The sequence below is a fragment of the Sporosarcina sp. FSL K6-1540 genome (assembly GCF_038620285.1).
Taxonomy (GTDB): Bacteria; Bacillota; Bacilli; order Bacillales_A; family Planococcaceae; genus Sporosarcina; species Sporosarcina psychrophila.
Genome location: NZ_CP152018.1, coordinates 2,182,501 through 2,205,451 on the forward strand (window position 1 = coordinate 2,182,501; position 22,951 = coordinate 2,205,451).

Here is a 22,951-nt window from a genome sequence, read left to right on the forward strand (position 1 = left end):
ATGGATTAGACGAAGCGACCTGGAAAGGTCCGCCGTAGCGGGTAAAAGCCCCGTAGTTGAAAGTCCATTCTCTCCAGAGTGTATCCTGAGTACGGCGGAACACGTGAAATTCCGTCGGAATCCGGGAGGACCATCTCCCAAGGCTAAATACTCCCTAGTGACCGATAGTGAACCAGTACCGTGAGGGAAAGGTGAAAAGCACCCCGGAAGGGGAGTGAAATAGATCCTGAAACCATGTGCCTACAAGTTGTCAGAGCCCGTTAATGGGTGATGGCGTGCCTTTTGTAGAATGAACCGGCGAGTTACGATTCCATGCAAGGTTAAGCAGTGAATGCGGAGCCGCAGCGAAAGCGAGTCTGAATAGGGCGATAGAGTATGGGGTCGTAGACCCGAAACCAGGTGATCTACCCATGTCCAGGGTGAAGGTAAGGTAACACTTACTGGAGGCCCGAACCCACGTACGTTGAAAAGTGCGGGGATGAGGTGTGGGTAGCGGTGAAATTCCAATCGAACCTGGAGATAGCTGGTTCTCTCCGAAATAGCTTTAGGGCTAGCCTCAAACTTAAGAATCTCGGAGGTAGAGCACTGTTTGGACTAGGGGCCCATCCCGGGTTACCGAATTCAGACAAACTCCGAATGCCGATGATTTATGTTTGGGAGTCAGACTGCGGGTGATAAGATCCGTAGTCGAGAGGGAAACAGCCCAGACCACCAGTTAAGGTCCCCAAGTATTCGTTAAGTGGAAAAGGATGTGGCGTTGCCCAGACAACCAGGATGTTGGCTTAGAAGCAGCCATCATTTAAAGAGTGCGTAATAGCTCACTGGTCGAGTGGCGCTGCGCCGAAAATGTACCGGGGCTAAACGAATCACCGAAACTGTGGATTGACATCTTAGATGTCAGTGGTAGGAGAGCGTTCCAAGGGCGTCGAAGCTAGACCGTAAGGACTGGTGGAGCGCTTGGAAGTGAGAATGCCGGTATGAGTAGCGAAAGAAGGGTGAGAATCCCTTCCACCGAATGCCCAAGGTTTCCTGAGGAAGGCTCGTCCGCTCAGGGTTAGTCAGGACCTAAGTTGAGGCCGAAAGGCGTAGACGATGGACAACAGGTTGATATTCCTGTACCACCTCCCCGCCGTTTGAGCAATGGGGTGACGCAGTAGGATAGGGTGAGCGCGCTGTTGGTTATGCGCGTCTAAGCAGTGAGGTGTGGAATGAGGCAAATCCCGTTCCTATAACATTGAGCTGTTACAGCAAGGGGATTTATCCCTGAGTCCCTGATTTCACGCTGCCAAGAAAAGCCTCTAGCGAGGCGGGAGGTGCCTGTACCGCAAACCGACACAGGTAGGCGAGGAGAGAATCCTAAGGTGATCGAGAGAACTCTCGTTAAGGAACTCGGCAAAATGACCCCGTAACTTCGGGAGAAGGGGTGCTCTGGTAGGGTGTTAAAGCCCGAGAGAGCCGCAGTGAATAGGCCCAGGCGACTGTTTAGCAAAAACACAGGTCTCTGCAAAACCGCAAGGTGAAGTATAGGGGCTGACGCCTGCCCGGTGCTGGAAGGTTAAGAGGAGAGGTCAGCGCAAGCGAAGCTTCGAATTGAAGCCCCAGTAAACGGCGGCCGTAACTATAACGGTCCTAAGGTAGCGAAATTCCTTGTCGGGTAAGTTCCGACCCGCACGAAAGGCGTAACGATCTGGGCACTGTCTCAACGAGAGACTCGGTGAAATTATAATACCTGTGAAGATGCAGGTTACCCGCGACAGGACGGAAAGACCCCGTGGAGCTTTACTGTAACCTGATATTGAATTCCGGTGCAGCCTGTACAGGATAGGTAGGAGCCTTGGATTCCGGAGCGCTAGCTTCGGATGAGGCGTTGGTGGGATACTACCCTGGCTGTATTGGACTTCTAACCCATGCCCCTTATCGGGGCAGGAGACAGTGTCAGGCGGGCAGTTTGACTGGGGCGGTCGCCTCCTAAAGAGTAACGGAGGCGCCCAAAGGTTCCCTCAGAATGGTTGGACATCATTCGTAGAGTGCAAAGGCATAAGGGAGCTTGACTGCGAGACCTACAAGTCGAGCAGGGTCGAAAGACGGGCTTAGTGATCCGGTGGTTCCGCATGGAAGGGCCATCGCTCAACGGATAAAAGCTACCCCGGGGATAACAGGCTTATCTCCCCCAAGAGTCCACATCGACGGGGAGGTTTGGCACCTCGATGTCGGCTCATCGCATCCTGGGGCTGTAGTCGGTCCCAAGGGTTGGGCTGTTCGCCCATTAAAGCGGTACGCGAGCTGGGTTCAGAACGTCGTGAGACAGTTCGGTCCCTATCCGTCGCGGGCGCAGGAAATTTGAGAGGAGCTGTCCTTAGTACGAGAGGACCGGGATGGACATACCTCTGGTGTACCAGTTGTCTTGCCAAAGGCATCGCTGGGTAGCTATGTATGGACGGGATAAATGCTGAAAGCATCTAAGCATGAAGCCCCCCTCGAGATGAGATTTCCCATTACGCAAGTAAGTAAGATCCCTCAAAGAAGATGAGGTTGATAGGTCTGGGGTGGAAGCACGGCGACGTGTGGAGCTGACGGATACTAATCGATCGAGGACTTAACCAATTTTGAAAAGGGCTTGATTACCCTGATTCGTGTAGCACAATGTCTGTTTTATTCAGTTTTGAGCGAACAAGCTCAAAGAGTCTGGTGACGATTGCGAAGAGGTCACACCCGTTCCCATCCCGAACACGGAAGTTAAGCTCTTCAGCGCCGATGGTAGTTGGGGGTTTCCCCCTGCGAGAGTAGGACGTCGCCGGTCTCACACATTTATACTTCGACATAAATGTGGTGAAGTTAATTGAAAAGTCGAAAGTTATTACATGTTAAGGTCCCGTGGTGTAGCGGTTAACATGCCTGCCTGTCACGCAGGAGATCGCCGGTTCGATCCCGGTCGGGACCGCCATTATATTTTAAATTCAGAACCGATTCCAGGGATTAATTCCGGAGTCGATTTTTTGTATTGCGAAATAAAAGATAAATGAACTTTGAGGCAATTCAATCTAGGTACGCTATAGTAAGGAAGTAGATTCTAATAAATAGGGGACTTAACGGTATTTGAAAAGAGTTTTATCATCCTTATTCATCAATAATGATGCTTATTTCATTCATTATGAACGAATTAGAACCGTCCATAAAAATAGTTCTTGTAATTATCGTAAGACGTGCTATACTAAGTATTGTCTTTGAGAAAAGATGATGTAGGTCTGGTGACGATTGCGAAGAGGTCACACCCGTTCCCATCCCGAACACGGAAGTTAAGCTCTTCAGCGCCGATGGTAGTTGGGGGTTTCCCCCTGCAAGAGTAGGACGTCGCCGGTCTCACATATTTACTTTCGACATAAATGTGATGAAGTTAATTAAAAAGTCGAAAATTACTACATATTTAGGTCCCGTGGTGTAGCGGTTAACATGCCTGCCTGTCACGCAGGAGATCGCCGGTTCGATCCCGGTCGGGACCGCCATTAAATTTTAAATTCAGAACCGATTCTAGGGATTAATTCCGGGATTGGTTTTTTTGTATATAGAATTCTAAGGTTTAACTAAAATGCTTTTTAAAAAAAGCAGTAAGCAACACTCTTGAGAAACTAAACAATGTTATCGTAAAAGAAGACAACGTTTTCAGCAAAGTAAACAACACTCTATGAGAAATAAAGATCATTTACTACGAAAACACATCTATCAAGGGTAGATACTTTCTGATATAACATGTTTTCGGTACACTATAACAAAGAAGCAGAAAGGAAATAATCTATGACTCAGAAAATAGAAGTAAATTCTGTCGAGGAGACAGAGCTAATTGCAACGAAACTTGCAGCACTCCTTACACCACCGGATGTACTTACGCTTGAAGGCGATTTAGGTGCAGGTAAAACGACATTTACAAAGGCGCTTGCAAAAGGACTGGGCGTTACACGCACGGTTAACAGTCCGACATTCACAATCATCAAACAGTACGAAGGTAATTACCCACTCAATCATCTCGATGTCTATCGCTTAGCTGGCAGCGATGAGGATCTTGGCTGGGATGAACTATTTTATGGAGATGCAATATCTGTTATCGAGTGGGCGCATCTTATTAAAGATGATTTGCCGGCAGAACGTCTGGAAATTCAGCTAGTTCACGGTGGCGGAGATAACCGGATGATTATATTCACGCCAATAGGTGAAAGATATGAAAAGATTTGCGAGGGGATTTTCTTATGATCTGGCTAGGTATAGATACGGCTAACACGCCCATTTCAGTTGCACTTGTGAAAGATGGCGAACTATTAATAGAAGGAACTTCAGCGATTGCTATTAACCACTCGCTACGTGCTATGCCAGCAATTGAGGAGCTGTTGGAACAAGCAGGGTTAGTACCGGCGGATATTGATGCAATTGCAGTCTCAGAAGGGCCAGGCTCTTATACAGGGGTGCGAATCGGAGTGACGATAGCGAAGACACTTGCTTGGACACTTGGTAAACCTCTTGTTGGCGTATCCACATTAAAAGCACTAGCGGCAAATGCATTATTCTTCAATGGTTTGGTTTGTCCAATTGTCGATGCAAGACGGGACAATGTCTATGCTGGCGTTTATCAATTTGATGCAGGAAAGCTTACTGAAGTTATTGAGGATGGCCATTACTCTTTGGAAGAGTTGGTACACTTGCTTGAGCAGCATAGTAGTCCTATTTTATTCGTTGGAAAAGATATAGCAATGCATGAGCAAAAACTTATTGAGCAGCTTGGACAACGTGCAGTTCTAGCGCCTCTTCAGTTTAATCTACCACGAGCCTCTTCACTTATTTATATTGCCTTGCAATCAGAAGCAGAAACGGATATACATGCATTTGTTCCGGAATATCGACGTATTGCTGAAGCTGAGGCAAATTGGTTAAAAGAGCAGGGGAAGGACAATGATCGTGGATAAAGAGATTAGTTATAGAGAGATGGGAATAGAAGATATTCCTTCTGTTGTTGAAATCGAAAAGGAAGCATTTGCGACACCATGGACTGCAGAAGTTTTTGAGCACGAAATGACTGGAAATGACTATGCGCATTACGTTGTTGCAGTCTTTGAAGAAGAAGTGATTGGGCATTGCGGAATGTGGATCGTACTGGATGAGTGTCATATTACGAATGTTGCGGTACGGAAGCATTTAAGGGGCAATGGCATCGGCGAAGCTCTGATGAAAGAAGCGATTGCACTTTGTATAGAAAAAAAAGTCCGGTTAATGACACTGGAAGTGCGGATGACCAATACTACGGCTCAAAACCTTTACCGTAAGCTTGGGTTCCAGGACGGCGGAATTAGGAAAAACTATTATACGGACGACCATGAAGATGCGCTCGTCATGTGGGTGGAATTCAAATGACAAAAGATATCTATATATTAGGAATTGAAACGAGCTGTGATGAAACAGCTGCATCCATCGTGAAAAATGGAACGGAAATTATATCGAATGTCGTAGCATCTCAAATTACTAGCCAAAAACGATTTGGCGGAGTAGTACCGGAAATTGCATCGAGACACCATGTTGAACAAATTACACTAGTAATTGAAGAAGCACTTGCGATTGCTGAACTAGAACCTGCGGATCTTGACGCCGTTGCTGTGACAGAAGGACCTGGTTTAGTTGGGGCCTTGTTGATTGGGGTTAATGCTGCAAAAGCATTTGCTTTTGCCAATGGTCTACCGATTATTGGCGTTCATCATATTGCGGGACATATATATGCTAACCAACTAATGCAACCCATGGAGTTCCCGCTTCTTGCACTCATCGTCTCAGGGGGCCATACAGAGCTGGTAATAATGGAGGGGCATGGTTCGTTTAAACTGGTTGGAGAAACACGTGATGACGCTGCTGGTGAAGCCTACGATAAAGTAGCTCGTGTACTGGGCCTCCCTTACCCGGGTGGTCCTCAAATCGATAAGTTGGCAGCTGAAAGTGATGGACAAGTTGAATTCCCGAGAGCTTGGCTAGAGCCGGGTTCTTATGACTTTAGCTTTAGTGGTCTTAAATCATCAGTGATTAACTATAAGCATAATCTTGCGCAACGTGGTGAGGCTGTAAACCCTTCTCATGTCGCGGCTGGTTTTCAGGCGAGTGTCGTTGAAGTGCTGACTACTAAAGCGTTAAGGGCAGCGAAAGAGTTCGGGGTGAAACAGGTAATTGCGGCTGGCGGGGTAGCAGCGAATAAAGGGTTACGTTCTTCTCTTGAAGAAACATTTAAGAAAGAAGAGATACCTTTTTACGTTCCACCAATCATACTATGTACAGATAATGCGGCAATGATTGCTGCAGCGGGATCGGCTATGTTTATAGACGGAATACGCGGAAATCTTGCTATGAATGGTAAGCCTGGCATGTCCCTTGTTTCATGGAAACAATAAATAAGTAAAAACACGAAAGTCGTCATATTGTGACAACTTTCGTGTTTTTTTATCCCGATTTTTTTGAAGATGTCAATAGGGAACATTCGTACTTATGCACAATTGTGGATAAGTTGTGCATAACAATTGTATATGCACATTTAGTAACAGTGGTTGGAGGATAACTATGTGTATAAGAAATACATTTTTTGTGGATAGTGTGGATAATAACAGTGGATTACAAGTATAACTACATTCTATGTGTGGATAAAACTGTGGAAACTCTTTTTAAGAGAATATCGTTTCGTACTTTTATTTGATAGGTTACGACAGCAAGAAATGACAAAACGTCACGATAAACCATTGGTTCTGGTTTAACATGACGTTTACGCTCATTTTATAATTCCTCTAGTTCTTCTTGAAGTCCAAGCCAATTTTCTGATTTGCTGTCATGCTGTGCCTGAAGTGCATCAATCTGTGCCTGTAACTCCATTAATTTCACATGATCGTCTGCAAATTCAGGAGTGGAAAGTTCATCTTGAAGTGCTACTATTTCATCTTCCAGAACAGAAAGTTGTGATTCGACTTCGTCAATAGCTCTAGTCAGCCTTCTTTCCTGCCTTTTTAGTTCTTTATCATCATCATTTTTTCTTTCAATGACAGGAGTTGCAGCTGCTTTAGCGGCATTTGAGTCGGCAAGCAACTCTTCCTGTTCCAGTTTTTTCTCAATGAAATAATCATAATCACCGAGGTATTCGGTTGTACCTGTTGCGCTAATGTCGATTACTTTTGTTGCGATGCGGTTGATAAAGTACCGATCATGCGACACGAAGATGAGGGTGCCCGGGAAATCATCTAATGCATTTTCAAGAATTTCCTTGCTATCCAAGTCAAGATGGTTCGTTGGCTCGTCGAGGATAAGCGTGTTTGACTTTTGTAACATTAATTTAGCAAGTGATAATCGAGCTTTTTCTCCACCTGATAGGGAAGTGACAGGCTTCTCAACATCTTCACCGGTAAATAAAAAGCGTCCAAGTACTGAACGAACATCTTTTTCATTCATCATCGGCCAATCATCCCAAAGTTCCTGAAGAACGGTTCCAGTTCCGATAAGTGTCGCTTGTTCTTGGTCGTAATAGCCAAATTGAACATTTGTACCATAACGAATTTTGCCTGCTAGTGGTTCTTGGAACTTGACGATGGTCTTCAAAATTGTTGATTTCCCGACCCCGTTAGGTCCGATAAGTGCAATGCGGTCTTGTTTGTAGGCACGCAAGCCGATACCAGTTGAAACCGGTATACTGTCATAACCGACTGCTACATCTTCCAGTGCTAGTACATCATTTCCGCTGGGACGATCAATCGAGAAGGTAAAGTTTGCGGATTTCTCATTGCCATCAGGAGAGCCCATCCAGTCAGTTTTTTCGAGCGTTTTGCGGCGACTTTTCGCCATTTTTGATGTCGATGCTCGCGCAATATTGCGCTGAACGAAATCCTCAAGTTTGGCCTTCTCACCCATTTCCTTGACGTAAAGTTTTTGATCACGTTCATAGTTTTTCGCTTTTTCGTCAAGATACGCACTATAGTTTCCTGTATACTTCGCTACTTTTTTTCTCGATACTTCGTAGACGATTGTCACGATTTCATCTAAGAAGTAGCGGTCATGGGAGACGATTAAGATTGCGCCTTCATAAGACACTAGGTATTTCTCTAGCCAGCCGAGCGTTTCGATATCCAAATGGTTTGTCGGTTCATCAAGGATGAGGAGGTCCGGTTTACTAAGCAGCATTTTAGCAAGTGCCAATCGTGTCTTCTGACCACCGGAAAGAAGATTGACATTTTTGCTATAATCCTCAGGATAAAAACGCATCCCATGAAGCACCGAACGAGTATCAGATTCATATTGATAGCCACCAGAATCTTTGAATTCGATTTGTAGAGCATCGTACTCTTTGATGACGCGTTCATAGTCGCTCGGGTTGTCGTAGACAGAGGAATCTGCCATAAGCCCTTCAAGCGATCGAAGCCGCCTTTCAATGCTATGGAGTGGTTCGAATACAGTCATCATCTCTTCCCAAACCGTCAATACAGAGTCGATACCTGAATGCTGTTCAAGATACCCAATCCGGATATCTTTAGGGACGATTAAATCACCCGAATCAGCGCTCATTTCACCAGCGATTATTTTAAGTAATGTCGATTTTCCAGCCCCATTGCGGCCAACAAGTGCGACGCGGTCGCGATGTTGAACTTCGAGCTTTACGTTTTCTAATATATCTGTTCCTGAAAATGATTTTGTTAGTCCGTTCACTTGTAATACAATCAAATAAAGCACCTCTATTCCTCTTCAGTTTAAATGAATGGCGTCAAGCGTGCAACGGTCGACTTTACAACATTCATTATCTACTGTACGATAGAATCGCCTTTAGATACACTCAGGAGGGTTAACATGATAGGGGAAACAATCAAAATTCCACAGGCGACGTCCAAACGTTTGCCTTTATATTATAGGTTCCTTCAAAATTTCGCGAATTCAGGGAAGAAACGAGTATCATCCAGTGAATTAAGCGAAGCTATGAAAATTGATGCTGCCACCATTCGACGTGATTTTTCACATTTCGGCGCACTTGGCCGTAAAGGGTACGGGTATGATGTACATTATCTTGTCGACTTTTTTCGTCAGGCACTCGATCAGGATGAAGTAACAGATGTAGCGCTCATTGGCGTTGGTAGTTTAGGGAACGCTTTTTTGAAATATAATTTCCATAAAAATCACAATACACGAATCATCATTGCATTCGATCCGAAAGGTACGCATGAAGGGACAGAGATGAGTGGAATTCCAGTTTTTCATCCTGATACGATTGAGGATAAAATCAAGGAATTAGGAATCGAGCTTGTCATTCTTTCTGTGCCTTCACGTGTAGCCCAAGAAGTGACTGATAAGCTTGCTACTATCGGTGTGAAAGGAATTCTTAACTTTACTCCGGTTCGGCTGACGGTCCCCGACTCGTTACGGGTTCATACAATCGATTTGTCTGTCGAGTTACAAACACTTATTTACTTTATTAAAAACGACGTAAAAGATTCACATATGTAATGCTTTGTAAATAGTATTTCAGTCACCATTCGTGTAAAATAGACACAAGAAGGATTGAGTTCAATCCCTAGTTTTAAGAAGGAGGTGTCCGAGATGCCAGGTCCAGGAAGTCTGATTATCATTGCTGTTATTGCTTTGCTCGTATTCGGTCCCAAGAAACTGCCTGAAATCGGGAAAGCCTTCGGTTCGTCATTGCGTGAATTCAAACATGCGACAAAAGGTCTTGTAGAAGACGACGATGTAAAAAAAGTTGAAGTTAAGAAAGAAGAACTGAAGTAAGTTAGGGTGTCTGTCCGATGATAGAAAAAAACTTAACAGTCATTGAGCATATAGATGAAATTAGAAAACGGCTGATGGTTATCGTCGTTTTCTTTGTTGTAGCTGTAGTGGGAGCCTTTTTTGTAGCAAAACCACTTATTCAGTTCCTGCAAAATGATGGAGAAGCACATAATATTGCCTTAAATGCTTTCAATGTACTTGACCCGATTATGATTTACGTGAAAGTGATTGTCTTTATCGCATTCATTGTCATTTCACCGGTTCTTATGTACCAATTATGGTCCTTTATCTCACCCGGATTGCATGAAACTGAGCGGCGCGCAACATTGAATTATATTCCGTTTACATTTTTCTTGTTTGTTGGTGGTATTGCGTTTTCGTATTTCGTTCTGCTACCTTATGTGATGAAATTCATGATGAATTTATCCACGGAGCTCGATATAACCCAGACAATCGGCATTAATGAGTATTTCTCGTTCCTTTTCCAACTGTTAATTCCATTCGGTATTGTTTTTCAGCTACCGGTAGTCTTGTTATTTTTAACAAGACTTGGTATTTTGGATCCGACGACACTTGTGAAGATACGGAAATATGCATACTTTGTTCTATTTGTAATTGCGGCGTTCATTACACCACCTGACTTGTTGTCTCATATGTTCGTTACAGTTCCATTGTTTGCGCTTTATGAAATTAGTATTTTCATTTCACGTTTTGGTCACAGAAAATACTTGAAGGCTGAACAGCAGCGACAATTCGAAGAGGCGAAAGCTGAACAACAACGTCAGATTGATGAAGTTAATGAGCGACAGCAGAAATGAAAAAAGTCTTCCACAACCCTAAGTAGGGATGTGGAAGACTTTTTTAGTGCATAAAGAAGATTATGGCTTGTTTCAAATCCTCTTGCCATTGTTGTATCTTCTCAATGTTTAAATTGAGGACAACGACAAATCCATTCATTAGTAAATGGGCAATCATTGGTGTCAGTATGCGTTTCGTCCGGTAATACAAGTAAGAGAATACGAAAGCGGGCATCATATAGATTAGAAGGTGTTCGAATTCATTATGAACAGCAGCAAACACTAAAGCACTGACAATGGCTGCAATCCAGAAATTCGTTTTTTGATAAACCCCTCCAAAGACAACCCTTCTGAAAATGATTTCTTCCAGGAATGGTGCGAATAGTACGATTGATAGGATGATGATTGGTGACACTTTCGCGATGTCGGAAAGGATTGCAGTGTTATCGGATCCTGGTTCTATTCCAATTGCAACCTCGATAGCACCAGCCAGCATTTGTCCACCCAATGCTAGAAAGAAGCCAATGAATCCCCAAAGAACCGAATTGCCAATGGAAGATTTTTTCCCTTTGAAAACTTGAAAGAAGTTTTTCTTCGGTACGATTAATACCAGGAAAATGATAGCTGCAATTAAGTTAACGGTGAAAAGAGTCCAAGAACTTGCCCGATATGCCATATCCTGTTTAGTGAATTGCTCATCCCAAGGAAAGTATAAGAATAAGCCCTCTGATAAAAAGATGCTGCTTACATGCATCAGGATGTAAGTGATTAATAAAGCGAGAGAGATTTTCCAATTCTTCATGTAACGCCACCCTTTCAACTGTGGTTGAGGTCAATTTTAGCTGTTTAGGGCGAGATAAGCAAAGAGAAAATGTTCGGAGTATTTCACTTGCAATATATGCAAATGTTCATTATGATTAGAAATGTATTAGCACTCATGTCTATCGAGTGCTAAAAGGGAGATATTATCTGAGGAGGTTGTTTCAATTGTTGAAACCATTAGGTGACCGTATTGTTATCGAGCTAATCGAGGCAGAAGAAAAAACGTCAAGCGGTATTGTTATACCGGACTCTGCAAAAGAAAAACCGCAAGAAGGTAAAGTTTTTGCTACAGGTACTGGACGCGTTCTTGAAAACGGACAACGTATCGAATTGGAAGTTAAAGAAGGAGATCGAATCCTCTTCTCAAAATATGCAGGCACTGAAATCAAACATGAAGGTAATGAATATCTGATCTTGCGTGAAAGTGACATCTTAGCGATTATTGGCTAATAGACTGATGCACAGCCCGTTTAAAAATACACGAAAAATCAGGAGGGTACTTATAAATGGCTAAACAAATTAAATTCAACGAAGACGCACGAAGCGCAATGCTACGTGGGGTCGATACATTGGCAAACGCTGTAAAAGTAACGCTTGGACCTAAAGGACGTAACGTCGTTCTTGAGAAAAAATTTGGTTCACCACTTATCACAAATGATGGTGTAACAATCGCACGTGAAATCGAACTTGAAGATGCGTTCGAAAACATGGGTGCAAAACTTGTGGCTGAAGTAGCGTCTAAAACAAACGAAATCGCTGGTGACGGTACAACAACTGCAACAGTTCTAGCGCAAGCAATGATCCGTGAAGGACTGAAAAACGTTACTGCAGGTGCTAACCCTGTCGGAATCCGTAAAGGAATCGAAAAAGCGGTTATAGCTGCTGTTGAAGGCCTTCAAGAAATCTCCAATGAAATCGAAGGAAAAGAAGAGATTGCACAAGTCGCATCTATTTCTTCTGGAGACGAAGAAGTTGGAAAACTCATTGCTGAAGCAATGGAGCGCGTTGGCAACGACGGTGTCATTACTATCGAAGAGTCAAAAGGCTTCACGACTGAACTAGATGTTGTTGAAGGAATGCAATTTGACCGCGGCTATGCTTCTGCTTACATGGCAACAGATACAGACAAAATGGAAGCAGTTTTGGACAATCCGTATATCTTGATCACAGATAAAAAGATTACGAACATCCAAGAAATACTTCCTGTTCTTGAGCAAGTAGTCCAACAAGGTAAGCCACTTCTTATGATCGCAGAAGACGTTGAAGGCGAAGCACTTGCAACACTTGTTGTGAACAAACTACGTGGTACATTCAATGCTGTTGCTGTTAAGGCGCCAGGCTTCGGAGATCGCCGTAAAGCGATGCTTGAAGACATTGCAACTTTAACTGGTGGGGAAGTTATCACTGAAGACCTAGGTCTTGATCTTAAATCAGCTGATATTTCACAACTTGGTCATGCAGTGAAAGTTGTTGTTACAAAAGACAATACGACAATCGTTGAAGGCAGCGGCAATTCAGAACTCATTCAGGCGCGCGTTAACCAAATCCGTATTCAACTTGAAGAATCAACTTCTGAATTCGATAAAGAGAAATTGCAGGAGCGTCTTGCTAAACTTGCAGGCGGCGTTGCAGTTATCAAAGTCGGAGCAGCTACTGAAACTGAACTTAAAGAACGTAAACTTCGCATCGAAGACGCATTGAACTCAACGCGTGCAGCTGTTGAAGAAGGTATCGTTTCTGGTGGTGGTACTGCTCTTGTAAACGTCTATAGCAAAGTAGCAGCATTACTAGAGTCTACTGAAGGCGACGTAGCAACAGGTATTAAAATCGTACTTCGCGCGCTTGAAGAGCCTGTACGTCAAATCGCTAACAACGCAGGTCTTGAAGGATCAATCGTTGTAGACCGTCTGAAACGCGAAGAAGTAGGAATTGGCTTCAACGCAGCAGAAGGTACATGGGTAAACATGATGGAAGCTGGAATCGTTGACCCGACTAAGGTTACACGTTATGCACTCCAAAACGCAGCATCTGTTGCTGCTATGTTCTTGACTACTGAAGCAGTAGTTGCGGACCTACCTGAACCAGCAGGCGCAATGGGCGGCGGAATGCCTGACATGGGCGGTATGGGCGGCATGATGTAAGCTTTACTAAATAAATATTGTTATAACGGGGTTTGCAGTGATGCAGACTCCGTTTTTTTTTATGAAAAGGAAACATAAAGGTAATATTATACTTTCAAAGCTATTTATCAAATCTGCAATACTAAGATTATTTTTATATTACCCCTTGAATAGTTGTTCACTATCTATTTCCCTTAAGAAATGGTAATAGTAATATGTAGTTAATACATAGTTTTCTGGATTATCCAGATATTCATTGACAACTTCTTCTCTTTGTTAATAGTGGGGGGATTTTTTTAATATGAAAATAGTTACAGTAATTGTGGATTATGATAATAGTCTTTATATTGTGATGGATCTGCTTGATTGGTATTATAGAATTGGTACAGATGTACTCATGGTTCATAACCTAGTTTCACAAATAATTCCTGTTACCTAAGGTGGGGGCAAGTCTGATGAGGCAGACGCATAAGCGGTGTTTGTTAGCTTTTATAGCAATCTTATTAATAATAATTATTATAGAGGACCCCAGGCTCTCGGCGAAACAGGTTGAGTCATTTGGGACTTTTGATACAAGTGACAATCTGCAATCGAAAGAATTTTATACAGATTTAGATGGAGAATGGTACTTTTTTGAGAAAGCATTATTAACGCCTAATGAGGTGATGAACCAGCTAAGGAATGGAATGGGAAGAGTGGTTTCACTTCCTAGCTCGTTTGAGACACAAACGGGGGAAATCAATACATTTGGAACATATAGCACGACGATCAAAATACCAAGAGATTATGTAGGGGAAACATTAGCAATTCATATTCCCTTTCAATACAATGCTTATACAGTTTATATAGATCAAACAGAAGTCTCTAAAAATGGTGTAGTGGGGCAAGATTCAGCGTCACATACTGCTGAAATGGCTCCGAGAACAGGTTATTTTATTACACAATCGGATGAAGTGTACCTCACTATTCAAGTATCTAGCTTCGACCATATTCGAGGGGGATTTGAGAACTCCATTTATTTAGGGGAAGCGTCAGTTGTAGCTCAAAAGTTCAATACGAATATGATAAGTACCCTTTTTATGAATGGTTGTATTTTCATCATTGGTCTGTTTATGATTTTATTTGCTTGGTACCGTAGACAGGAGCCTGTGTTTTTTATATTTGGGATTTTTGCTATGCTCATATCTGTTCGTGCTTTATTTACTGTACCTTTTTACTATACGCTCATATTTTTAGATATGTCTTGGCTCATGGGAACCAGATTAGAATATATTTTAACAGAGGCAACTTCAATGTTTTATGTCATTTTATTGTGGAAGTGGCATGAAAAGGAGTTTTCCAAGAAAATAATGTATGGGCTAGTTATTATACATTCAGCGCTTATTGTTACGACTTTATTTACACAACCTATATTTTTCCAGGATCTATTTTTCAATGTATTTTATTTGACTATTCCCACCTTTTTCTATGTAATTTATGTTATTTCCAAGAGTATTCGTAATAATAACAGAAACGCAAAAGTAAACCTAATCGGAATGGGACTTATATTTTTGGCGTTTTTTAATGATTTTGCGATAGGGCAGAATTGGTATCAAGGATCGACATTAATGTTGCCCGCGGTTGGCGTCTATGTAATGATCCATGTAATCCTAATGAGTAAAAATTTTGCAGAGTCGGTTCGGAAAACAGAGCAACAAAACAAGCAACTATTAGCTTTAAATGCATCAAATGAAGAGCTTGCTATTCAACTTCAAAAAGAAATTAAGCAAAAGGATGATTTTCTTGCAAATACATCCCATGAACTTCGGAATCCACTACATGGCATTATTAATATCGCACAGTCAATTTTGTATAATAGGCCCAATCATCTGGATGAAAAAACTCAAAATGACTTGGAACTTCAGCTGACGATTGGGCATCATATGTCACGGACTTTGGAGGATTTACTAGACATTACCCGCTTGAAGGAACATAGGATTCATCTAAAAAGGGAGCGTCTTGACATAAAAGCTATCTCTGTAGGCGTTGTTGATATGCTCAAAGTTCTAATTGAAAATAAGGATATCCAAATGGAAGTCCGAATCCAAAGCGACTTACCTAGTGTAGCAGCGGATAAAAATCGGCTGATTCAAATTTTGTTTAATCTTCTTCACAATGCGGTGAAATATACAGATGAAGGTATGATTACCATCGATGCTGACATACATGAGGAAAAAGCCCATATTCATATCACCGATACGGGCGTAGGAATGAATGAACAAACGCTACGTACAATTTTCGAACCATATGAACAAGGTGATTCCAGTATTACAGCAATTGGGGGTGGTCTCGGTTTAGGTCTAAGTATCTGCCAACAGTTAGTGGAAATGCATGGTGGAATCATAAAAGCGAGTTCCATCTTGGGCGAAGGTTCGATATTTACATTTACCTTACCACTAGCTGAAGGCTCTTTTGAAGGGAAAATAGCCACAAGAATAATCCCATCTCTGGATATGAGTAAACTTCCTATTAAAGAAACACCGATTGCTATGCATCATGCGATGATTGAAGCATTTACTAAAAATACGCCACCCTCATACAGACCGAGAATTTTGGCTATCGACGACGATCCAGTGAATTTGAAAGTGTTGACCAACATTCTTAATAAAGACCAATATGAAGTAGAAATTGTTACTAGCGGAAAAGAAGCATTAAAACAACTTGAATGGAAGAAATGGGATTTAGTTATTTCGGATGTTATGATGCCTACCATGTCCGGGTACGAATTAACCCGTTTCATCCGAGAGAAATTTTCAATATCTGAACTTCCTATTCTTCTTTTAACAGCGCGAAGTAACCCGGAGGATATCTATGCTGGTTTTTTAGCAGGTGCAAATGATTACATCACAAAACCAGTCGATGCGGTGGAGTTAAATGTTCGAGTACATGCTTTAACCAATTTACAAGCATCAATTAATGAACGGTTAGGGATGGAAGCAGCATGGCTTCAAGCACAAATTCGTCCACATTTTATGTTAAATACACTGAATGCGATTGTTTCATTGAGCGAGACAGATACGCCGAGAATGGCCCGTCTTCTTGAGAAGTTCGCACATTATTTACAGAGTAGTTTCTATCTGAAAAACTTAGATAAGGTAGTCTCTCTTCAAGATGAACTTGATTTACTTGAATCTTATTTATATATTGAAAAGGAGCGATTTGGGAATCGACTACATATAAAGTGGGAAATAGATGAAGTCACAGATGTAATGATTCCGCCTTTATCTATCCAAACATTAGTAGAAAATGCTGTCAATCACGGAGTGTTGAAGCGAATCGTTGGAGGCTCAATAACAATACGAATCCGCAAAGAAGACGGCTATACGGAAATCGCCGTTATCGATGACGGTGTCGGGATGGATGAAGAAAGGATAAAACAAATCTTTACCATCCAACCTGATCGAAAAAAAGGCATTGGACTAGTCAATACCGAACAACGTTTGAAGCGATTGTACGGCAAAGGTCTGTATGTTATAAGCACACCCAGTGTCGGAACAACAATTACATTTACTGTACCAACTAACTCATAGTTGGGCGACGGAATGCCTGAAAAGATGTAACACCGTTTACAAAGGGCTTATATCATGAGCCCTTGAGAAAAATTGGCTATTCTAGTGGTTATTTTATAGATCAAGTTCTCGATGGTCATGAGAGCTAGTTTTTTAAAATCAATAAGTTTATAGAAAGATGTGATCGCCTAAAGTTATTGGGGCTTTCCCAGCAAGAACTTGTTATAATGACTGACGTTGAATTACTAACGATTACCTGTGCGAAGGCGGTTTTGATAACCTAACGACTAGAACATATGATAGAATCTTTTTTACATTGGGATTGAACGTTAAGGAAATTGCAGAATTCATAATTCAAATACAGTCAGATGATAGTTGACCGTATTTTGACCGAAAAAATTATAGAAATCTGTAGAAGCTATTAAGTAAGGGACGGCATGATAAAAGAAGGGAATCAAGCCCTTTCGAGGTCAATGCTTTGAAGGTCTAATTTGCATCTTTGACCACATTGCGAACGCATATAAAAATGAAAAGCATTCTTACTTTAACTTATGTTAAGGTAAGAATGCTTTTTTTGTATGAAAGGAAAATAGAAATTAATCTTAAAAAGTTTATATAGGTCAATAAAGAGCTAAAGACAATAACTTCTTTTGGCGCCTTTCTATTTAATTTTATGAAATTACCAGCACGGAAGGTGGAGAATGAATTGCAGTGTTGCAAGAGATAAGGCGAGCGGACATCTACATAAAGAGTATTTGAAAAAAATCTCTTGTTCACAATTCGCTGAATCTATTGTACAATTTATAGACTACTAATTTTGGAGGGAAATTTTGGTGAAATTTAAAAAAATTGGGGTCATATTAAGCTCTTCTGCTTTAACATTTGGGATGTTCGCGTCTGTTGCCAATGCTTCAACCACAACGATTGGACAACCTGAAAAAGTACAAATTCAAGTTGCTTCAACAGAAACAGTTTTTTCGAAAAATGATTTAATTAAGAGGTTTCGTGCTTTGTTTCCCAATCAGTTCGACTTTTTATCGAATAGTGATTTTCGTGTGGAAAATAGTTTCTTTTATCCTGAAGATGATACGTTACGTTATGGCCTATCCTTCTTTAAGACAATTGATGGTAAGCAAGTAAATGGTAATATTGGATTTGTTGGAGAGAATTTAGAAATTGAGCAATTTTATTATCAACCTTCTAATGAAGCAGAAGCTTTATTTCCCGCCAAGGTCTCAAAAGAGGAGGCTAAGAAAATAGCCACTGATTTTATCAAGAATATACTGGGTGGAGATGATTTTCAATTAGAAACGGATGTCTATAACTATTATCCAAATCAAATATTAACTGAACCAATACGTTACTCATTCTCTTTTGCCCGGACGGAAAATCAAGTATCCATTTCTAATCAAACAATAGGAGTATCTGTTCTTGGCAATGGTGAAGTTGTTAGTTTTCACAGAAATCCTGTGGAGTTGGAAACGTCTACCTTTGATGATCTAAAACAAGTACTTGATAAAAATGAAGTTTTAAAGAAAGTAAAAGAAAATCTTGCCGTAGATTTGCAATATCATATTGATACGGATTATCGAACGGGTGATCGCCAAGTTCAGCTTGTTTACCAGCCAACAACAAAATTACAGGGGGTTAACGCACTATCAGGTAAGTGGTTGACTACAGACGGGTACTCAGCGGACTTCCCAGGGAAAACAAAAATCGAAAAAATTACAGCTGATTCACTACCGGCAAAACAGAATGGAATTACTTTAGAAGAAGCAAAGAAAATTGCTGAACAATTACTTGCCATAAAATCAGATAAGGTTAAGTTAAATATTCAATCTATCGATGAAATAGAAAACCAAAACGGACAGGCAGTTATTAGCATTCAGTATATGTATGAATATGCGAGTGGTGGAACTGGAACGAATTTGGAATTAGATAAAAATACGGGCGAGATTATTCAATATAGTGATATAAAAAGTGGAATGCTAGAACGGATTGAAGATAAACCTGAGAAAGAGAAAACGCTGTCTCAGAAGGAAGCCCTCACTCAAGCAGTGAAATATATTAAGGAATGGGCTCCGTCTAATGCACATCACTATGCTATGCCTATAGAGGAATCACACTTTGAAGATAGACAAGGTGCTTATTACTTTTCTTTCCCGAGAATTGTAAATGGGATTACAGTGATAGGGGATCAAATTGGTGTAAGTATAGCCAGTGATGGTTCTTTAAACAGCCTTAATGTCAATTATCAAGAGATGGAAAAATGGCCATCAATTGATGAAGTTATTTCTGAAGAAGACGCAATTGCTACCTTGAAAGAGGCACTAAGCCTAAAACTTAATTATATGAAACAAGGGAACAACAAAGATAATCATCACTATGATTTAGTCTATTCACCTGTTTTTAATGATGCAGACCTTAGTTTTTTAAATGCTAAGACGGGAGAATGGGGTAGCTTGTATGGTGGCGGAAATTCAACCGTCATTTCACATCCTTGGGCAGAAGAGGAACTTAATTATCTTATTAATGCCAAAATATTAGATATTAAAGATACTAAAAACTTTAATGGTGATGCCTCTGTATCAAAAGGGGAAGCGATAAAAATCATCATGAATTCACTTACTTATATTTATTACGGCAGGGATTATGGAGGAAACGAAAATACGAATCAGACTTTTGATAATATAGATGCCAAACACCCCCTCTATCAATCGGTCGAACGTGCCGTTGAAATGGGCATTATTAAAGGAGACAGTCAGAGCTTTGACATGGATGCACCCGTCAAAAGAGAAGAATTGGCAGCTTGGTATATACGCGCTCTAGGTCTTGAGCAAGCAGCTAAGCAAAGCAGTATTTATAAACTTGATATTGTTGATGCAAATAAGGTGCAAAAAGAATACACAGGCTATGTAGCTTTGGCAACATCACTGGGATTATTAAAGACTGACCAAAATCACTTTAACCCTGAACGAGAAGCGACGTATGCCGAGTTAGCAGTTTCAATTATTAAGCTAGCCCGAGAAATAACTGAAAAAGGCAGGGGCCTGAATTATTGAAATGTAAGGATATAACTATTTAATAACTCTCCGCCGTATGAGAACTCAAACGGTGGAGGGGTTTAGTTTGTCTAATCTATTACCAATTTCTTCAGTTGGTAACACCTGTTTTAAATGAATGTATAACACCGATTACGGATTATCACCGACTAAAATCGTAGCAATCATCGTATTGGTTACTCCCCTAACTATGGAAATACTATTATCATTTTGATTTGCCAACATCGATGGAAGAAAGCCTTTATCTATCAATTTTTTAGATGGCTACAAGGTCAATCGTGATCATATTCCTTATTAAAAAGCGATCCTACCTTTAATTTGCAAAGGTAGGATCGTTTTTTTTGCTTCAACTATTATCGAAAGCGTAAAAATCAATTGCTTGATCCATTAAGGCTATAAACTATTTGACTTTCGTCGCATAATCGCTCTTTGGATCGGATTTTTAGTGTATTTATATTCTGATGGAAATAAAAACCCCTTTACATTGTTGAAATGAAAGGGGCTACAGAAAAAATTGTACTCTTTCTTTTGACCTTATTTTCTACGGTCAGTTGTTTACGAAATAGTTATACCAGCACTTGCAGTACCTATAACAGTAGCGGCCAAAGGAGCACCAGATACTGAGAATACCATTAGCAATCGATCGCCTACCGATACCGGTACGGGTGCGAAACTCGCTGATCCACTAAGTGTAGTGCCTACTGTCAAGAGATTTGTTAGAGTTGGGGCTAAATTCACGCTTATACCTGTTGGACTGAAGGTATTACTTCCAGCAGGTGCGCGATAGACTTGTGCATTGACAGTTGCAGTTGTTGCAATACTCAATGCAGTAGTTATTGTGTAAGCAGCGGAAATAGCCGTTATGCTACCTGCCCGTGGAACTGAAAAGGCTTCATTTATCAAACCTGTCAAGTCTATCGTGGTGCCAAGAACGACAGGGCTCGGAATGGCAGTGCCAAATCCAATGAAAAAGGGGATACCAGCTAATCCACCTACGAGAGAAGTCAATGCAACAGGTACTAGTCCAGAAGCGAATGGGATAATCGAACCAGTGTTGGCTGTTGGGATTATACAAGCTGCATCAATAGCTCTGAATGGTCCCAAATTACAATTGACGTGCCCAGTATCGACACGGAAGCAACCAGAACTTCCGTGACGAGATCCACCAGATCCACCACATCCACTACATCCATGAAGTTTAAAATTATTAGAATTCATTTTAACACCTCCTTTCTTTGTTATCCTATTCAAAACAATTGCAGGGCGGACGGGCAATTAACTAATCGTTAATAATAGTTTTTAACTCATCCTAGCGTAATGTAGATTATTTGGATCAACTGTGTAGCTTTCGAAGCGCTACAGCTAGCTAAATTCCGCTGACCTTCTTACTAGATTTAAAAAAATAGCCATTCTGACACTAAGTCAGAATGGCTATTTTAAATGGGGTATATAATATGCCGAATACAGGAAATTAATCTGACTAGCAATTATTTTTCAGTAGCTCTAAATTATTGCTTCTTCCGAAAAATATTGAACAGCGATAATGTTTCTTTGTTTTTATGTTGTTGTCGTTTCATTTCATTCGAAATTTCAATTGGGGCTTTGTCCTCCTCAATTGTAGTTGCATTATGCACTTCCTCAGGTTCCGGCGTTACCGTTTCGATAATCTTCGGCTCGCTAGCCGTGAGTAACATATCAGGATCCGGAATCACTGTTTCATTAATTTCAAGCTCGCTAGTCGTGAGTATGGAAGCCGGATTCGGTGTCACTGATTCGTTAATTTCCGGTTCGCTGGTTGTTACTAACAAAGCCGGATCTGAATTCTCGTTTACGTTCATTGGAATCGCTTGTTGTTTCACAACGTTAGTCAGATGAATGGTCAATGGCCTATTTACATTTTTGTACAGCCTATTATGGATTTGCCCAGTATGAATGCCAGTATACGGAAAACTTTGCTTACCGAATTGCTGCTCTGCTGGATATTCCTTTTGAATATCCATACTTACTATAGGCGTTGTATCACTCGAAACTTCTTGGATGTTATTAGCGTTTCCTACCAGATTTTGCAGTTGCCTATAAGATGGTGGGCGATTAGATTTTCTCATGGAAGTATTAGATGTAGTTTCTTCTATATGGACCTCTTCTTTTTCCTCAATATTATTGGCAATACTTATAGATCTTGCTACATCAACTGGAGAAATTACTTTTTCTATAAGATCCTTGCTACCATCTTTTATTAATTTATTCTTGACTACGGAAAAGTCTTGATTCAACTCCTCGATTGTTTGATTAAGGGAGTCCATTTGTACTGAAAAACTTTTAATTTGTTGCTCATACTCCTCCAGTTGTAAACTTTGCTTTTCATTCATTAGTTCCATTACACCTTCTAATTTTGAGACTTTTGTTTTGAAACCATTCGCTTCTATCTTCAAGGCTAGATAATCGTCAACCGAATTCCCGATTTTTAATGTGGTTAGGGTATCTTTGTAAGTCGCAATTTTCTGCTTTAATTTTTCAATGTCCTCAGCGGAGTATAACTTAGAGTCTCCCATCAATTTTCACCCCTTTGCAGTACATTACTATTCTATTAATGATGTTTTCATTGCGTGACAAATTGTTTCCTGTTAGACGTGAATTTACTCAGTGATAAATTATTTGTCACTTTCAGCCTCGGTTCTATATATGATGAAGAAATGGATTCTCAGGGGACGATATCCTTTCTGAACTACTAAATTAGTATTAATTACTTCCTTCCTCCATCCTTTATGTGTCTAAGTTAATAAATATCTCGATAAATCATTTCTTTGCCCATACACTGATTTTTCCAC

The 22,951-nt window shown here is 41.0% G+C and carries 15 protein-coding genes, 2 tRNA genes and 3 rRNA genes (1 of these 20 cut by a window edge); 16 read left to right on the forward strand and 4 right to left on the reverse strand.

Annotated elements, in window-relative coordinates; all coding sequences use genetic code 11:
* From MKY15_RS10170 to tsaD, 9 genes are all read left to right on the forward strand, one after another.
* Nucleotides 1-2,604: ribosomal RNA gene (locus MKY15_RS10170) — 23S ribosomal RNA — on the forward strand; it begins 328 nt to the left of the window's first position.
* 80 nt (nt 2,605-2,684) lie between these two features.
* Nucleotides 2,685-2,800 (forward strand): 5S ribosomal RNA (gene rrf / locus MKY15_RS10175).
* 68 nt (nt 2,801-2,868) lie between these two features.
* Nucleotides 2,869-2,944, forward strand: a tRNA-Asp gene (locus MKY15_RS10180).
* A gap of 300 nt (nt 2,945-3,244) precedes the next feature.
* Nucleotides 3,245-3,360: ribosomal RNA gene (rrf, locus tag MKY15_RS10185) — 5S ribosomal RNA — on the forward strand.
* A gap of 67 nt (nt 3,361-3,427) precedes the next feature.
* Nucleotides 3,428-3,503 (forward strand) — tRNA-Asp (locus MKY15_RS10190).
* A gap of 289 nt (nt 3,504-3,792) precedes the next feature.
* Nucleotides 3,793-4,245, forward strand: coding sequence for a tRNA (adenosine(37)-N6)-threonylcarbamoyltransferase complex ATPase subunit type 1 TsaE (gene tsaE / locus MKY15_RS10195; protein WP_067205339.1), 453 nt, complete (start codon nt 3,793-3,795; stop codon nt 4,243-4,245).
* The gene (tsaB, locus tag MKY15_RS10200) at nt 4,242-4,952 is read left to right on the forward strand and encodes a tRNA (adenosine(37)-N6)-threonylcarbamoyltransferase complex dimerization subunit type 1 TsaB (protein ID WP_338653726.1); all 711 of its coding nucleotides are present in this window, start codon (nt 4,242-4,244) and stop codon (nt 4,950-4,952) included. Before tsaE ends, tsaB begins: the two co-directional genes overlap by 4 nt.
* Nucleotides 4,939-5,397, forward strand: coding sequence for a ribosomal protein S18-alanine N-acetyltransferase (gene rimI / locus MKY15_RS10205; RefSeq protein ID WP_067205345.1), 459 nt, complete (start codon nt 4,939-4,941; stop codon nt 5,395-5,397). The genes tsaB and rimI overlap by 14 nt, the downstream gene beginning before the upstream one ends.
* Nucleotides 5,394-6,416: a tRNA (adenosine(37)-N6)-threonylcarbamoyltransferase complex transferase subunit TsaD gene (tsaD, locus tag MKY15_RS10210; protein ID WP_338653722.1), complete on the forward strand. Its 1,023-nt coding sequence runs from the start codon at nt 5,394-5,396 to the stop codon at nt 6,414-6,416. The genes rimI and tsaD overlap by 4 nt, the downstream gene beginning before the upstream one ends.
* Before the next feature lie 376 nt (nt 6,417-6,792).
* On the opposite strand, the gene MKY15_RS10215 is transcribed toward tsaD, so the two are convergent.
* Complete coding sequence (locus MKY15_RS10215) at nt 6,793-8,721, reverse strand: ABC-F family ATP-binding cassette domain-containing protein (protein ID WP_067213814.1); 1,929 nt, start codon at nt 8,719-8,721, stop codon at nt 6,793-6,795.
* Between the two features lie 123 nt (nt 8,722-8,844).
* Between MKY15_RS10215 and MKY15_RS10220 the strand changes: the two genes are divergently transcribed.
* The 3 genes from MKY15_RS10220 (at nt 8,845) to tatC (ending at nt 10,592) form a co-directional block, all read left to right on the forward strand.
* Entirely contained in the window at nt 8,845-9,495 is a 651-nt protein-coding gene (locus tag MKY15_RS10220; protein ID WP_067205350.1) for a redox-sensing transcriptional repressor Rex, read from the forward strand.
* A 93-nt stretch (nt 9,496-9,588) separates the two neighbouring features.
* A complete protein-coding gene (locus tag MKY15_RS10225) occupies nt 9,589-9,774 on the forward strand; it encodes a twin-arginine translocase TatA/TatE family subunit (protein ID WP_187046559.1) in 186 nt (61 codons plus the stop codon).
* A gap of 17 nt (nt 9,775-9,791) precedes the next feature.
* Nucleotides 9,792-10,592 (forward strand): twin-arginine translocase subunit TatC, encoded by an 801-nt coding sequence (tatC, locus tag MKY15_RS10230; protein WP_187046560.1) that lies wholly within the window; start codon nt 9,792-9,794, stop codon nt 10,590-10,592.
* Between the two features lie 43 nt (nt 10,593-10,635).
* Here the strand turns inward: tatC and MKY15_RS10235 are convergent, their stop codons facing one another.
* On the reverse strand, nt 10,636-11,373 hold the full coding sequence (locus tag MKY15_RS10235) for a CPBP family intramembrane glutamic endopeptidase (protein ID WP_222618001.1): 738 nt from the start codon (nt 11,371-11,373) through the stop codon (nt 10,636-10,638).
* Between the two features lie 185 nt (nt 11,374-11,558).
* Here MKY15_RS10235 and groES point away from each other — a divergent pair, with 185 nt between their 5' ends.
* The 4 genes from groES (at nt 11,559) to MKY15_RS10255 (ending at nt 20,123) form a co-directional block, all read left to right on the forward strand.
* On the forward strand, nt 11,559-11,843 hold the full coding sequence (gene groES, locus MKY15_RS10240; RefSeq protein ID WP_067205358.1) for a co-chaperone GroES: 285 nt from the start codon (nt 11,559-11,561) through the stop codon (nt 11,841-11,843).
* A gap of 56 nt (nt 11,844-11,899) precedes the next feature.
* Nucleotides 11,900-13,534: a chaperonin GroEL gene (gene groL, locus MKY15_RS10245; RefSeq protein WP_338653715.1), complete on the forward strand. Its 1,635-nt coding sequence runs from the start codon at nt 11,900-11,902 to the stop codon at nt 13,532-13,534.
* Between the two features lie 434 nt (nt 13,535-13,968).
* The gene (locus tag MKY15_RS10250; protein ID WP_342539619.1) at nt 13,969-17,082 is read left to right on the forward strand and encodes an ATP-binding protein; all 3,114 of its coding nucleotides are present in this window, start codon (nt 13,969-13,971) and stop codon (nt 17,080-17,082) included.
* 812 nt (nt 17,083-17,894) lie between these two features.
* A complete protein-coding gene (locus MKY15_RS10255; RefSeq protein ID WP_342539621.1) occupies nt 17,895-20,123 on the forward strand; it encodes a YcdB/YcdC domain-containing protein in 2,229 nt (742 codons plus the stop codon).
* Between the two features lie 555 nt (nt 20,124-20,678).
* Here MKY15_RS10255 and MKY15_RS10260 read toward each other — a convergent pair.
* Both MKY15_RS10260 and MKY15_RS10265 read right to left on the reverse strand, forming a co-directional pair.
* Nucleotides 20,679-21,341 (reverse strand): exosporium glycoprotein BclB-related protein, encoded by a 663-nt coding sequence (locus MKY15_RS10260; RefSeq protein ID WP_187046575.1) that lies wholly within the window; start codon nt 21,339-21,341, stop codon nt 20,679-20,681.
* A gap of 290 nt (nt 21,342-21,631) precedes the next feature.
* Entirely contained in the window at nt 21,632-22,675 is a 1,044-nt protein-coding gene (locus tag MKY15_RS10265; RefSeq protein ID WP_342539624.1) for a hypothetical protein, read from the reverse strand.
* Nucleotides 22,676-22,951: the final 276 nt, after the last annotated feature.

Bases quoted from the DNA above. Each gene is read 5' to 3' on its own strand.
- tsaB (WP_338653726.1), top strand. From the start codon at position 4,242: ATGATCTGGCTAGGTATAGATACGGCTAACACGCCCATTTCAGTTGCA.
- tsaE (WP_067205339.1), top strand. From the start codon at position 3,793: ATGACTCAGAAAATAGAAGTAAATTCTGTCGAGGAGACAGAGCTAATT.
- MKY15_RS10265 (WP_342539624.1), bottom strand. From the start codon at position 22,675: ATGGGAGACTCTAAGTTATACTCCGCTGAGGACATTGAAAAATTAAAG.
- tatC (WP_187046560.1), top strand. From the start codon at position 9,792: ATGATAGAAAAAAACTTAACAGTCATTGAGCATATAGATGAAATTAGA.
- MKY15_RS10235 (WP_222618001.1), bottom strand. From the start codon at position 11,373: ATGAAGAATTGGAAAATCTCTCTCGCTTTATTAATCACTTACATCCTG.
- MKY15_RS10260 (WP_187046575.1), bottom strand. From the start codon at position 21,341: ATGAATTCTAATAATTTTAAACTTCATGGATGTAGTGGATGTGGTGGA.
- rimI (WP_067205345.1), top strand. From the start codon at position 4,939: ATGATCGTGGATAAAGAGATTAGTTATAGAGAGATGGGAATAGAAGAT.
- MKY15_RS10220 (WP_067205350.1), top strand. From the start codon at position 8,845: ATGATAGGGGAAACAATCAAAATTCCACAGGCGACGTCCAAACGTTTG.
- tsaD (WP_338653722.1), top strand. From the start codon at position 5,394: ATGACAAAAGATATCTATATATTAGGAATTGAAACGAGCTGTGATGAA.
- MKY15_RS10225 (WP_187046559.1), top strand. From the start codon at position 9,589: ATGCCAGGTCCAGGAAGTCTGATTATCATTGCTGTTATTGCTTTGCTC.
- groL (WP_338653715.1), top strand. From the start codon at position 11,900: ATGGCTAAACAAATTAAATTCAACGAAGACGCACGAAGCGCAATGCTA.
- MKY15_RS10250 (WP_342539619.1), top strand. From the start codon at position 13,969: ATGAGGCAGACGCATAAGCGGTGTTTGTTAGCTTTTATAGCAATCTTA.